Below are 14258 nucleotides of genomic sequence, written 5' to 3'. Positions count from 1 at the left end.
ATACCTTTCTAAGGAATGATAAATAGAGTGTGGACTCCGTGAATCATATGAAATTAAGACATAATCTTATGAAAAGTATAAAATAACGATAAAATTTTTAACGATTTGTCTAATGATTTCACAATCTGATGTAGATATAATGAATCTATTAAAAACTGAATATTCCAATAAGTGGAGTTTAGTCAACAAAAATGTGGAAGTGATTATTGGAGAAATGGTTCGAGTAATATGGACCATCATTAAGGAAGGAGTGAGGGTTTGAAAGCTGATATCGTATTCATAAACGGCGAGGTCATTACAGTTGATCAAAAAAATTCTGTTGCTGAAGCGATCGCGATTAATGGGAATCGTATCTCGGCAGTAGGAACGAATCAGGAAATAAAAGTTTTAATCGGAGAAGAAACTAAAGTGATGGATTTACAGGGGAAGTCTATACTTCCTGGATTTATAGATTCTCATATTCATCTTATATTATACGGTGTCAATCAGTTGGCAATAAGTTGTAAAGCTGAACACATCGAATCTGTAGAGGATTTGTTAAACGATCTTAAGGAAAAAGCTTCTGTTATCCCTAAAGGTGAATGGATCCGCGCCTGGGGTTTCAATGAAACCGATGTGAAAGAAAAACGTTATCCAACAATCTCGGAGTTGGATGCCATTTCAACGGACCATCCCATAATGGTTACCAGAACTTGCAGCCATATAAGTGTTGTGAATCGTAGGGCGATGGAGATTGCAGGACTGGATGAAAATTCTGAGAATCCAGCTGGTGGCATCATTGAAAAGGATAAGGAGGGACGGATTACAGGCAAACTCATTGAAACAGCAAATATGTTAATGGCCGATATGGCAAGTTATACAGAAAGCGAACTGATGAAAGCAGTCAAAATCGCTTCGGAGCATTTCATCGCCTCAGGCATAACAAGCATTCATGAAGCTGGAGCTTTTGGACCTGAAAGTTTCCGTTTAATGCAGCAAGCCATTAAATCTAAGGATATACGTGTGCGCATCTATGCGATGGTCGGTTCATTGAATAATTCGCATGAATTTGTAAAGAAAATGGTAGAGTCGGGAGTCGTAACCGGTATTGGGGACGAAAAATTCAAAATTGGACCAGCTAAATTGTTTACGGATGGCAGCAGTACGGGTCCGACAATTGCAACCCGCGAGCCCTACACGAGTGATCCCGGCTATTCCGGCATTCTTTATTATGAAGAAGAGGAAATCTATCAAATATTAGGGGAAGCACATAAAAAAGGCTATCAGATCACCGTGCATGCCCAAGGTGACAAAGCGATAGAAATGTATTTAAATTGTGTGGAAAAAGCGCTGCAAGAATCTCCAAGAAAAGATCATAGACACAGGATAGAACATGCTGGTATCTCTGCTCCAGATTTACAAAAGAAGATGAAAGAACTTGGCATCATCCCAATCCCCAATCCTCCATTTCCTTATGAATTCGGTGATATATATATCAAACACTACGGCAATAGGGTCAATCACATGTACGCCGCCCGTGACTATATTGATAATGGCATCATGGCTGCTGGTGGATCCGATGCACCCGTTACTGATCATAACCCATTATTAGGTATTCACGTTGCAGTTAATAGAAGAAGTAAGTCTGGTACGAAAATAGGTACTGGTCAATCGATCAGCGTCATGGAAGCCATTAAACTATACACCTGGAATGGCGCTTTTGCGAGTTTCGATGAAGAGGTCAAAGGCAGCATAGAGGTTGGGAAGCTGGCCGATTTAGTCGTATTGAATGATCGTATTTTGAAAGTCCATCCTCAGAACATCAAGGATTTAAAAGTCGAATCAACGATTTTAAATGGAGAGATTCTTTATCATAGAGAAACATTGGTAGAAATATAATCTAGAGCACGTACGTATGTATTTTTAGCAGGTTATCTTGAAGGGGGATATTCGCTATGAAAAAACAAAAATTAGTCATTAATGGTGAAAGGCTGAGCCGTACGCTCGAGGAGTTTGCCGATTTTGGACGCACCGAAAACAACGGAGTCACACGGTTATCTTTGTCCGAGGAAGATCGGTTGGTCCGTGATTACTTTTGCTCATGTTGTAAAGGCTTGGGAATGACCATTAAAGTTGATGATATGGGGAATATATACGCTACTTTAGCAGGTCTTGAAAACAAACCGCCCATTGTAATGGGATCACATATGGATACCGTAAAAAAGGGCGGGCGGTTTGATGGTATCTTGGGGGTAGCTGCAGGCTTGGAGGTCGTGCGCACTCTCGTGGAAAATAATATCCAACCTAAAGTTCCGGTTATGATCGTCAATTTTACAAACGAAGAAGGAGCCAGATTCGAACCTTCCATGATGTCTTCCGGAGTTCTTTCAGGTAAATTCGAAAAATCCATCATGATGCAAAAGACGGATAGTGAAGGAATCTCTTTCGAAAATGCCTTACATGCCATTGGTTATGCAGGGGATAAAGAGTCACGTCTAAAAGAAGCGGCGGCATTTCTAGAGCTGCATATTGAACAAGGGCCCATCCTTGAACGTGAATCATTAACAATTGGTGTCGTTGAATGTGTTCTTGGTATGGTGTGCTATGAGATAGAAGTTACCGGAGAATCCGATCATGCGGGAACCACACCAATGAAGATGAGAAAAGATGCTTTCTTCACTGCGAATAGTTTGATTATGGAGGTTCGTCAAAAACTAGGCATGCTTGATGACGATTTGGTTTTTACGATGGGAAGGGTGAATGTATTTCCAAATATCCATACGGTCATTCCTAATAAAGTGGTTTTTTCGTTGGAAGCAAGACATAAGGACTCCAAGGTCATCAAACGGGTAGAGGATATCATCCAAGGTCTTGCAAGCACAGGTTCAGAGAGTGGCTGTGACATCCAAGTGAATAAATTATGGGATAGGGATACTGTTTGGTTTGATAAATCAATTTGTGATTTGCTTGAACAATCAACCATTTCATTAGGTCTATCATATAAAAGAATGGTAAGCGGTGCAGGACATGATGCTCAGTTCATTGCTAGCATTATTCCTACGGCCATGGTATTCGTGCCAAGCATCAACGGAAAAAGTCATTGTGAAGAAGAACTTACAACTTGGGAAGATTGTGAAAAGGGGGTCAATGTACTATTGGAAACCGTCCTTGCCATACAGTCCACTTAAGGTGAACATATGGTTTGTTGGCTGAAAACAGGAAGTGACTGTAACGAACTTTGATGCTATAAATCCATCAGTATAGTATGAAATTCTGCTTTACTGATGGTTATCTATCAATGTTAAGAAGCTACTAACAGGGAGGGTATAATTTGAATGCTATTAAGCTATTGCTTTTGATTCCATTTATAGGGTTCTTAGCCTTATTGCCTTATGCAAATAAAATAGAACCGTACATATTGGGAATGCCTTTTTTGTTATTTTGGGTTGCATTTTGGATGGTGATGGCATCTGTTATCTTATTGATTGTCTATAAGTTCGATCCTGATAATAAAGGGAGTGATCCTGAATGAATATTTCATTACTCATCATATCCATCTTTTTGGTTTTAGCGCTTTATTTAGGGATCAAAGCAAGAAAAGGGAAGGATATGGATATGGAGCAATTTGCCGTAGGGGGCAGGGGCTTTGGTACATTCTTCATTTTTCTGCTTATAGCAGGTGAAATTTATACCACTTTCACATTTCTGGGCGGAAGTGGTTGGGCTTACTCTAAAGGGGCCGCTGCTTATTATGTTCCAGCCTATATATTCCTAGCCTACGTCCTATCATATTGGTTGGTTCCTAAAATCTGGAGATATTCAAAGCGTCATTCCATTATCTCGCAGCCTGAGTATTTTGCATCTAAATACAAGAGCCGATCCATGGGGATGATCGTTGCGGTATTGGGAAGCTTAGCCCTTGTCCCATACATAGTCATACAGCTTAAAGGTTTAGGTATCATTGTTTCAGAAGCATCCTATGGAGCCATTTCTCCAGTGGCAGCAAGCGTGATCGGTGCTGTAGTCGTAACTACTTATGTAATGATTTCAGGCATTCATGGGTCAGCATGGACAGCCATACTGAAAGATTTCATGATATTGGTAGTCGTGATCTTTTTAGGGATATACATTCCCTTTCATTACTTCGGTGGCATACAGCCAATGTTCGAAACCGTACAAGCTGCTAAACCAGAAATGTTGGTGTTGGCAGATCAGGGATTGAGTCAGTCCTGGTTTGTGTCCACTGTTTTGCTAAATGCACTGGGATTTTATTTGCTGCCACAAACATTCATGGTCGTTTTATCGTCGAATGGAGAAAGAACCCTACGCAAAAATGCGATTGCGTTACCCTTATACACCCTGTTACTGCTTTTCGTTTTTTTCATTGGATTTACAGCCATCATGGAAATACCGGGTTTGCAAGGAGCTGACGGTGACCTCTCACTTTTACGGCTGGCGATTCAAACATTCGATCCATGGGTGATTGGGGTGATCGGAGCGGCAGGTTTATTGACGGCCCTTGTACCGGCTTCCGTCATGCTAATGGCAGCATCGGTAGGTCTGACAAATAGTTTTTTCAAAGTTCTGGTCCCTGCTGCGACTGAAAAACAGCAATTGATCGTTTCACGATTAATTATTATCGGCATCTCGATCATCGCTTTGATTGTAACGGTTACAGGAGGCGAAGCGCTGGCCATCTTGAATATCATGTCATATAGTTTGATCACCCAATTGGCACCTTCCTTGTTTTGCAGTTTGCCAAAAAACAATATGATCAATAAGTATGGTGCGATGTCAGGAATATTGGCAGGTGTAGGAATCGTGTTATATGCGACAATTGCCAATGTTAAGGTTGCAACATTTCTTCCGGATATCCCGTCTGTCATCAATGATATCAGCACAGGTGTCATCGCTTTGTTGATTAATATGATCGTAACATTCGTTGTAAGTGCATTGACTAAACATATCACTATGCAAGAGAAGGAAATGAATGATATGAATAAGATTTCCTGACTTTCATTTTAGTCATCTGAGTCAATGGGAAGGGGTAATTGGAAGAACTATTTGGGAGGTCTTTTGTGAAAATTAAAATAACCGCGTGTCAATTCCGTGTAGAAAAAGTGTCCTCTTTCAATGAATTTCAAATACAAGTAGAAGACTTAATCAGTCAAGTTCCAGAAAACTCGGACTATATCATTTTTCCCGAGCTGGTGACTATCGGGTTATCAGCGGCTTTTGGAGAATTGGATGCTTCGTCCATTATCAAGATTGATGAATACACCAGTCAATATATTAATCTTTTCCGTTCCATTTCTAGGAAAAGAAAGCAGGTAATCATTGCTGGCTCGCATCTGGAACGGCGTGAAAATGAATACTTCAATATTGCCTATATTTTTGATAAAGACGGTTCATACGTTGAGCATAAAAAAACTCATATTTTTCCCGCTGAAGCAAAATGGCAAACTTCTGAAGGGAACGATCTTGAAGTGTATTCCATAGGTCCTGTTAAGATTGGAATAGCTGTATGCTATGAAGCGGAGATACCAGAAATTTCAAGAATATTAGCGGTAAACGGGGCTGACATCATTTTTTGCCCTTCCTACACATTTACAGAGGCTGGTTTTTGGCGAGTGCGCCATTGTGCCCATGCACGTGCAATCGAGAATCAGGTTTTTTTCGTTCATTGTCCCACTGTTGGCGAACCAGGGGCACCTTTACCGAACGGATATGGGCGCGCGAGTATACTAAGTCCTTGTGACAACGCTTGGCCAGCGAATGGTATAGTAGCTGAGGCGGAAATGAATGAACATACTGTGATCACAGGTACAGTCGAGATGGATGAACTTTATGAGAATCGACAAAGTGGTGCAGCTACCACTTTCAAAGATCGTAATCGCCGAAAAGAAATGTATGCGAAATATGAGCCTTATGGAGAACTAAAATAATCATCATGTGAAAAAACACTATTGTTTTAATAGTGTTTTTTTTCTTTTATATCATATGGAGGATTAAAAATGAAGGAATATGGTACCCAAATCAAGCATATAAATACCGCCTATATTGTTAAATTTCATGAATATTCTGACTTATTATTTAAAGAAGAGCCATTTATCGGTTAAAATAGAAAGAGAATGATCATGTTCGTTTTATTGATCGAATAAGAAATCTATTTAGTAAAGAAATGTACAAGTAAAAGTAAATGCGATTAGCAGGGGGAGCTTGCCATGAAAATTTCTATTATTCAATCAAAAGACATCTTTCGAGATTCGGTCAACCATCGTTACCGTAAATAGTTACACTACAGTCGAAGCTAATCCTGATGGCTGTACTTGGCAGTCTACTGGGCACCTATTTTGGCAGTCTTACATCATATATACTCTCAAGCTATAAGGAAGGGTTGTTATTATGAGGATTGAAAGTTTACAAGTATCAGTTGAAAGCTTACCGCTTGTCAAGCCGTTCAAAACTGCGTTGCGAACCGTTATGGAAATTGAGAATATCAATGTTTCTGTGAAGTTGGAAAATGGAACGGAAGGGGTGGGGGCAGCAGCTCCTACAGTTGCCATCACTGGTGATTCTACAAAGGGAATCGTCAGTATCATTGAAGAAGTGATCACTCCAAACCTGATTGGCCGAGATATCGAAAATATCAATGTACTCTCACAGCTGATCCAACTATCCAGTGTAGGTAACACAAGTGCAAAAGCTGCTGTTGAAATCGCTTTATACGACACAGTCAGCAAACGTTGGCAGCTTCCTTTATATCAATACCTAGGCGGTAAGTCGAATGTACTGAAAAATGACATGACAGTCAGCGTGGATGAACCTGAAGAAATGGCTAAGGCGGCATTGTCCCTCATCGATGACGGTTTCTCAACGTTGAAGATAAAGTTGGGAAAAGACTGGAAGGGTGATGTGGAACGAGTTGCCTGCATTCGTGATGCTGTTGGCGACCAGGTTAAGATCAGGATTGACGCAAATCAGGGGTGGACGACAAAACAAGCGATTTCCATCATTCATGAACTCGAGGAAAGAAAGCTGAACATTGATTTGGTGGAACAGCCCGTGGAAGCCCATGATATCGAAGGATTAAAAGAAATAAGGAGATGTGTCCAAGTGCCGATCATGGCTGATGAAAGCTTGTTTTCCCCTCGTGATGCAATGAGACTCCTGAATGAACACGCTGTTGATTTCCTTAATATTAAATTAATGAAAACAGGGGGCATTCGCCGTGCACTTCAAATCGCTGATATGGCAGAAGCAGCCGGAGTGGAATGCATGATTGGAAGTATGATGGAATCATCCGTAAGCGTAGCAGCCGCAGCACATCTGGCAACCGCCCATCCAAATATAACGAAGATTGATTTAGATGCACCATTGTGGATTAGGAATGAACCCTATGAAGGCATTCAATTTATAAAAGATCAACTCCTCATTTCCGATCGACCAGGACTCGGAGTCAAGAGGAAATCCTCTTTTACTCGATAATAACTAATTCGAAAGGGTGATTTTTATTTTGAAAAGGTTAACCGTTTTAGTGCTATCCTTATTTGCTCTTGGCATTTTAGTATTCAGTCCAAATGAAGCTAGTTCAAAAGAGAAGGAGAAAACCGCTTATGTTGATGTAACTGCTGCAACTCTTTGGACGGAGCCGGGTCTATTAAGGGAATTGGATGCCCCTTCAACATCGAACCCCGTCGATTTGAATGCATGGATCGGCTCCATGAAGTATGAAGACAAACTGTGGCTTGTGGGTAACCTTGAAACACAAGCGTTATATGGTTCAAAAGTGACTATTCTTGAAGAACGTGGCGAATGGGTGAAAGTAGCAGTAGCCAATCAGCCAACGCCCCGTAATGATGCAGGTTATCCCGGGTGGATGCCAAAGGGGCAATTAAAGATGGGAAAATCCTTTGAGAATCAGTTTAAGCGAGGATTTGCGCTTGTAAATGCCACAAGGTCCTGGCTTTATTCAGATTCGAAACATCGGTCCAAATTCATGGAGGTAAGCTTCGATACTCGTCTTCCGCTATTACAGCTGAAAAAGGATAAGGTAAAGGTAATGACACCTGGGGATGGTGCAAAATGGATAGACAAAAAAGAGGTGTCTGTCTATCGAAACGAAAGTCAAATTCCAATTCCAACAGGTGAGGACATCGTTGAATCAGGAAAAGAATTTTTAGGGCTTCCTTACCTATGGGCTGGAATGTCCGGGTTTGGATTCGATTGCTCTGGCTTTACTTATACAATGTACCATGCTAATGGAATAACGATCCCAAGGGACTCTTCCATTCAGGCGCAGCATGGCAAAAAGGTGGAACAAGCAGATCTTCAACCAGGTGATCTACTATTTTTTGCCCATGATAAAGGGAAAGGAAAGGTCCATCATGTCGGCATGTATATCGGTAACGGTAACATGATCCATTCTCCAAACAGCTCAACACATGTAAGGATAGATGAAATAAAAACTTCCGGATACGGAGAAGAATATGCCGGAGCAAGAAGATATATTGATTAATTTTTAAAAAAACTGAGAGCACGGTGCCCTCAGTTTTTTTAATATGTAAACAAGCTATCAAGCTATCAAATATCTCTAACGGATGACCAATCAATGCCCTTTGCTTCCTGCATACAGTGAAAAACCATTTCTTCTTGTCTCCTCATCACCATCTATTTCCTCAAAATTGATATTTTGATATACATTTTTATTGTTATTAGGTTCATTTTATTTTTTGTGATGTGTGATGAATTCAAATGGGGTTGCATGAAAATGAATGGATACAAGTTTTGGGAAAAACAGTCATTCAAAGCGAAGGCAAGTATCTTATAATTGAAGATAGGAATAGGATTGAATAACCTGAAATTCTATATAATTTTAGGGTATGTTAAGCTGGAAAAACCAATCTGTGTTTTCATATGGGGGATTTGTCCTTTTATTAAAAAGGACGATAAACATCAGTGAAGAGTACATTAATTTTTGTCGTCCCACTGATGTTTTCTTCATATAAAGTTCTTTTGAGATAATTTACTGAAATATTTATTTGGTAGAATCTATATAGCCTTTTTACTTTATGGTTTCAAAAAGACGCTCTAAATCCTTATCCATTATGAACACTTCAATTCTTTCACCTGTTTTGGTGCTTATATCACTGTGAGAAGAAAGAACCTTACATCCCGTATGATCTTCAACAATTTTTTCGTAATCCTTCGTGTACATTTCACGAAGCAGCGAACGCATTTTCTTTACAAGCTTTTTGCCGGAATTGTGACTCACAAGGTGCTTTTCCTCAACAGTCAGAACACCCTTGAAGCGGGTTATCAACATATCATTGATAATATACGTTTTAGTTTCTTGAGGTCCTCTTCCTATCAATTCGCGCTGGAACTTAATGAATGCCTCACTTATTTCAGCTTCAAGCCTTTTTTTTGTATTTATCATAATGCCTCCAATTATCTGACCAATTTATGGGGTTTATCATAATGCCATGTTTGAGTTCTTGTCAATAACAGTTTGAAAAACTTTAGAAAAAGGCAAAATAGTTAGTATTTTAAAGAAAGAAAGCAGTTTTGTATATTAAATGGTTAAATATGGTCTGTGATGAACGAATATGGATGTTTTTAAAGATTTATATGAGTTTACAAACCTTCGGTGAGGAGCGTACAATAACGTCAAGAAATACAATTTGATATCGGCCAAATCTCAAGTGATTGAGAACGGAGGACCCACTATTTTTGGGGTTAATTCTGCATTTGCAGAAGGGATGAGATACTCTTTCGCCATCCTACCCGTCAGCTAACTTCGTCGGCTAAAGCGAAGGAGGTCATAAGACCACCTTGATTTCGGGAGGCTTTTTTGTTGTGTCAAAGCAAAAGGGCAGCCTGGCATTTCCGTAGGTCTTTTTATTATGCCTATAATTGAAAAGGTTTCTTGGAAGGCGGATCGCAAAGTAAGCTTTATGGCTTGCTGGGCGTTAAGTAGACCAATGATTTCTTTTCTCCATCTATATGTTTGCTTCTGCATATTTTTCTTTTTCTGACGCGTCAAAACTCGTGACGCTGTAGGGATAGAGATCTATTTGGGCAGGGCAGCTGTACTGGGGGGAAGTAAGCATTGGTCTATTTTTTTATGCCTTAACTGACGTTTTCCCCTGCCAAGGATAAGTCAACGTGGTTACAAACCGAAAGAGATTGTCCTATTTCATTCATAGAAATGAGATTTGAACGATTGAAACGATTTTAGGTTTTTAGCAAAACTTCTAGATTAAGATACTTACCTTTAAGGAGGTGGATGGGAATAAAGGTTGTTAATAGCTGTGTGGGAGGAGTGGTACAAAATGGATATTTTAGCAATTTTACTAATGGTTACACCGTTTATTCTCTTTTTAGGGTTCATTCATTTTTGTAATAAAGTCATATCAAAAGAGGGAGAGTAGCGAAATGTTTCTAATGATCATCGTCGGAGCGGTTACGCTGTATTTAATACATGCCTTAATATATCCGGAAAAATACTAATGGTGACTATCGGAGGAATTGTAAATGGATCTATTACAAATCGTTATGGTATTGGCAATTGCAATTATATTAGCCGTGCCATTGGCTAAGTATTTAACAAATGTTTATTCCCTTGAAATAACGAAACAAGATCGAGTGTTTGGAAGGATGGAACGGTATATCTTTAAACTGTCCGGAATTAAGACGCATGATATGACATGGCAGCAGTATGCCAAGGCTCTATTATTGATTAATTTAGTGATGTTCTTTATCTCTTATTTGATTCTTCGTTTCCAAGGGGAGTTACCAGGCAACCCCAGTGATGTAGACGGCATGGAGCCATTGCTGGCATTCAATACCGCTGCAAGTTTCCTCACTAATACCAATTTACAGCATTATAGCGGGGAATCGGGCCTGTCATATTTATCTCAAATGGCAGTCATCATATTCTTGATGTTCACGACCCCTGCTACAGGCCTTTCATTATGTATGGCTTTCTTTAGAGGGTTGACTGGTCAGAGGAGTCTAGGAAACTTCTATGTGGATTTAATCCGTACGATTACCCGAGTGCTGCTTCCCTTATCGATTTTGATTGGTTTAATCCTTGTGTCCCAGGGGGTTCCGCAAACATTCGGACCTACTGCAGTAGCTGAAACATTAGAAGGAGCGACCCAACATATAGCAAGGGGACCCGTAGCGGCACTGGAATCGATTAAGCACATAGGTACAAACGGAGGAGGGTTCTTTGGGGTTAACTCAGCTCATCCATTTGAAAATCCTAATGGTTTTACGAATGTATTAGAAATATTATCCATGTTCCTTATACCTGCTGCCCTTCCGTTGACGTTTGGATATATGGCGAGAAATAAGAAGCAAGGCTGGATCTTATTTTCAGCGATGGGACTTATGCTAGTTCTCTTCTTGGGCATGACTTATTTCAATGAAAAAAATGGTAATCCATCTTTAGAGCAAATAGGTCTTTCACAAGAGAATGGGAGTATGGAAGGGAAGGAGGTTCGTTTCGGGGTGGCTCAGAGTGCATTATTCACTAGCATCACTACAGCGGCCACTACAGGGTCGGTAAATAATATGCATGATACCCTAACGCCACTGGGAAGTATACCTCCACTGGCAATGATGATGTTGAATTGTATATTTGGCGGAGAAGGTGTAGGGACAATCAATATTCTCATGTATTCAATAATGGCTGTATTTCTTGCCGGCCTTATGGTGGGACGTACACCTGAGTTTTTGGGAAAGAAGATTGAAGGGCAGGAGATGAAATTAATAGCTATAACCATTCTTCTCCACCCATTGATCATATTAGTTCCAACCGCCATCGCTTTAGCGACACAAATGGGATCCGCAGCTATTTCAAATCCTGGCTTTCATGGTATTTCTCAAGTAGTTTATGAGTTTACCTCTTCTGCTGCCAATAATGGTTCCGGTTTTGAAGGCTTAGGTGACAATACACCTTTTTGGAATATTTCCACCGGATTAGTCATGCTGTTCGGCCGTTACTTTTCCATGTTCGCAATGATTGCGGTCGCAGGATCATTACTTGTAAAGAAACGTGTTCCTGAGACAATGGGAACATTCAAAACGGATAATGGTACCTTCCTTGTCATTCTTTTAGCAACGGTTTTAATTATTGGAGCTTTGACCTTCTTTCCCATAATGGCACTTGGACCAATTGCTGAATGGCTTACGATTAGATAAATGTTGAAAAGGAGCATTCCAAATGAGTACAGAGCGAATAGCAAATTTAAATAAGAGCATTGTTTATGAGGCAGGTAAAGATGCACTCAAGAAATTGAATCCAAAAGTCATGGCTCGCAATCCAGTCATGTTTGTTGTTGAAGTGGGATTTGTCATTACCTTAATTCTGTCTATATTCCCTGATATTTTTGGTGGAATAGCTGACAGGGGGTATAACGTTGCAGTAACCATCATTTTATTTGTAACGATCATTTTCGCTAATTTTGCGGAAGCTCTTGCTGAGGGACGCGGAAAAGCACAAGCTAATAGCCTGAAAAAGACAAAGCAGGATACAAAAGCAAGGTTAATCCAGAAAGATGGTTCCATAAAAATAGTCGATGCCTTGCATTTACGTAAAGGCGATATGGTTTTAGTGGAGGCAAACGATTTAATACCAACCGATGGAGAAATCATCGAAGGAGTCGCTGCTATAGATGAATCAGCAATCACGGGTGAATCAGCTTCCGTAATAAAAGAACCTGGTGGAGATTTCAGTTCAGTAACAGGCGGAACAAAAGTTATTAGTGATTATATCAAAGTTAAAGTCAGTGCAGATCCTGGGGAATCTTTCCTTGATCGGATGATTAATTTGGTGGAAGGAGCAAAAAGGCAAAAAACACCGAATGAAATCGCACTGGGTACACTTCTGGTCAGCTTGACCATTATCTTTTTGCTTGTATGTACGACGCTTGTGCCAATTGCATCATATATACACGTTACCTTACCCATCGCTACACTTGTAGCTTTACTGGTTTGCTTGATCCCCACAACGATAGGCGGTTTGCTCTCAGCTATAGGAATAGCGGGGATGGATAGGGTGACACAATTCAATGTTATTGCGAAGTCTGGAAAATCGGTGGAAGCCGCTGGTGATATCAATACAATCATCCTTGATAAAACAGGAACGATAACACATGGAAACCGGATGGCCTCTGACTTAATACCGGCTAGCGGTATTAGTCAGGAGGAGCTTACCCAATATGCTGTATACGCATCTTTACATGATGATACCCCTGAGGGCCGTTCCGTTGTAGAATTTGCAAAAAAAATCGGGTTGCCTGAAAATACGCTGAATAAAACCGGTTCGGTAGGAATTGAATTTACAGCTGAAACCAGAATGAGCGGAACTGATTTTTCTGATGGAAAAAGGATCCGAAAAGGTGCGGTTGATACGATCATGAAATATATAGAGCATCAAGGGGGAGAAGTGCCAGCCGGTTTAAAAGATATTTGTGATGAAGTGGCCAAAAAAGGGGGTACCCCACTGGTTGTCACAGAGGGAAACCGTATACTTGGCACAATCTACTTGAAAGATACAGTGAAACCAGGCATGAAGGAACGATTTGATGAGTTAAGGAAAATGGGGATAAAAAGCATAATGTGCACGGGGGATAACCCTTTAACTGCTGCAACTATTGCCAAAGAAGCAGGTGTCGATGATTTTATCGCAGAAGCTAAGCCGGAGGATAAAATCTCCGTCATCAAGCGGGAACAAGCGGAGGGCAAGCTTGTTGCTATGACTGGAGATGGCACAAACGATGCCCCTGCATTGGCACAGGCAGATGTAGGGTTGGCGATGAATACAGGAACAAACGCGGCGAAGGAAGCCGCTAATATGGTGGATTTAGATTCAGATCCCACAAAAATCATTGAAGTAGTATCCATTGGGAAACAGTTGCTCATGACCCGGGGGGCATTGACAACCTTTAGCATCGCGAATGATGTAGCTAAATATTTTGCGATAATCCCAGCCATGTTCATGTTGGCGATACCTCAAATGAAAGCCCTGAACATTATGGGTTTAGCAACACCGCAAAGTGCCATATTATCAGCTTTAATATTTAACGCCATTATCATTCCATTGCTAATACCATTGGCAATGAAAGGGGTTAAATATGTTCCTATGAGCGCTACAAGATTGTTGAAGCGGAATTTGGCCCTTTATGGAGTGGGGGGAGTGTTAGTTCCCTTCATTGGAATTAAAGTGATTGATTTACTTCTTGTCGTGTTAAGAGTGGTTTAAAAATATA

Annotated in this window: 10 protein-coding genes and 1 riboswitch; of the genes, 9 read left to right on the top strand and 1 reads right to left on the bottom strand. The window is 40.4% G+C overall.

Going from position 1 to position 14258, the window contains the following annotated elements:
- Positions 1–258 precede the first annotated feature (258 nt).
- From ACQKMH_RS10130 to ACQKMH_RS10100, 7 genes are all read left to right on the top strand, one after another.
- Positions 259–1878 (top strand): amidohydrolase, encoded by a 1620-nt coding sequence (locus tag ACQKMH_RS10130; RefSeq protein WP_427587257.1) that lies wholly within the window; start codon positions 259–261, stop codon positions 1876–1878.
- Between the two features lie 56 nt (positions 1879–1934).
- Positions 1935–3167 carry a Zn-dependent hydrolase gene (locus ACQKMH_RS10125; RefSeq protein WP_427587256.1) on the top strand — a complete coding sequence of 411 codons (1233 nt, stop codon included), beginning with the start codon at positions 1935–1937 and terminating at the stop codon, positions 3165–3167.
- A 143-nt stretch (positions 3168–3310) separates the two neighbouring features.
- Complete coding sequence (locus tag ACQKMH_RS10120; protein WP_427587255.1) at positions 3311–3511, top strand: DUF3311 domain-containing protein; 201 nt, start codon at positions 3311–3313, stop codon at positions 3509–3511.
- A complete protein-coding gene (locus ACQKMH_RS10115) occupies positions 3508–4992 on the top strand; it encodes a sodium:solute symporter family protein (protein WP_427587254.1) in 1485 nt (494 codons plus the stop codon). Before ACQKMH_RS10120 ends, ACQKMH_RS10115 begins: the two co-directional genes overlap by 4 nt.
- Positions 4993–5057: 65 nt before the next feature.
- Complete coding sequence (locus ACQKMH_RS10110) at positions 5058–5924, top strand: nitrilase-related carbon-nitrogen hydrolase (protein ID WP_427587253.1); 867 nt, start codon at positions 5058–5060, stop codon at positions 5922–5924.
- A 460-nt stretch (positions 5925–6384) separates the two neighbouring features.
- The gene (locus tag ACQKMH_RS10105; RefSeq protein WP_427587252.1) at positions 6385–7467 is read left to right on the top strand and encodes a dipeptide epimerase; all 1083 of its coding nucleotides are present in this window, start codon (positions 6385–6387) and stop codon (positions 7465–7467) included.
- 28 nt (positions 7468–7495) lie between these two features.
- Positions 7496–8497, top strand: coding sequence for an NlpC/P60 family protein (locus ACQKMH_RS10100; protein WP_427587251.1), 1002 nt, complete (start codon positions 7496–7498; stop codon positions 8495–8497).
- Between the two features lie 546 nt (positions 8498–9043).
- Here the strand turns inward: ACQKMH_RS10100 and ACQKMH_RS10095 are convergent.
- The gene (locus tag ACQKMH_RS10095; protein WP_179086106.1) at positions 9044–9418 is read right to left on the bottom strand and encodes a DUF2294 domain-containing protein; all 375 of its coding nucleotides are present in this window, start codon (positions 9416–9418) and stop codon (positions 9044–9046) included.
- Between the two features lie 242 nt (positions 9419–9660).
- Positions 9661–9802, top strand: a riboswitch (cyclic di-AMP (ydaO/yuaA leader).
- A gap of 713 nt (positions 9803–10515) precedes the next feature.
- Here ACQKMH_RS10095 and kdpA point away from each other — a divergent pair.
- Together kdpA and kdpB are read left to right on the top strand one after the other, a co-directional pair.
- Positions 10516–12189 carry a potassium-transporting ATPase subunit KdpA gene (gene kdpA / locus ACQKMH_RS10090; RefSeq protein WP_427587250.1) on the top strand — a complete coding sequence of 558 codons (1674 nt, stop codon included), beginning with the start codon at positions 10516–10518 and terminating at the stop codon, positions 12187–12189.
- 22 nt (positions 12190–12211) lie between these two features.
- Entirely contained in the window at positions 12212–14251 is a 2040-nt protein-coding gene (gene kdpB / locus ACQKMH_RS10085) for a potassium-transporting ATPase subunit KdpB (RefSeq protein WP_427587249.1), read from the top strand.
- Positions 14252–14258: the final 7 nt, after the last annotated feature.

The organism is Peribacillus sp. NPDC097895 (assembly GCF_050277555.1).
Classification (GTDB): Bacteria; Bacillota; Bacilli; order Bacillales; family DSM-1321; genus Peribacillus.
Note: the sequence above shows the minus strand (reverse complement) of the source record. Positions and strands in the feature narration are given on the sequence as shown.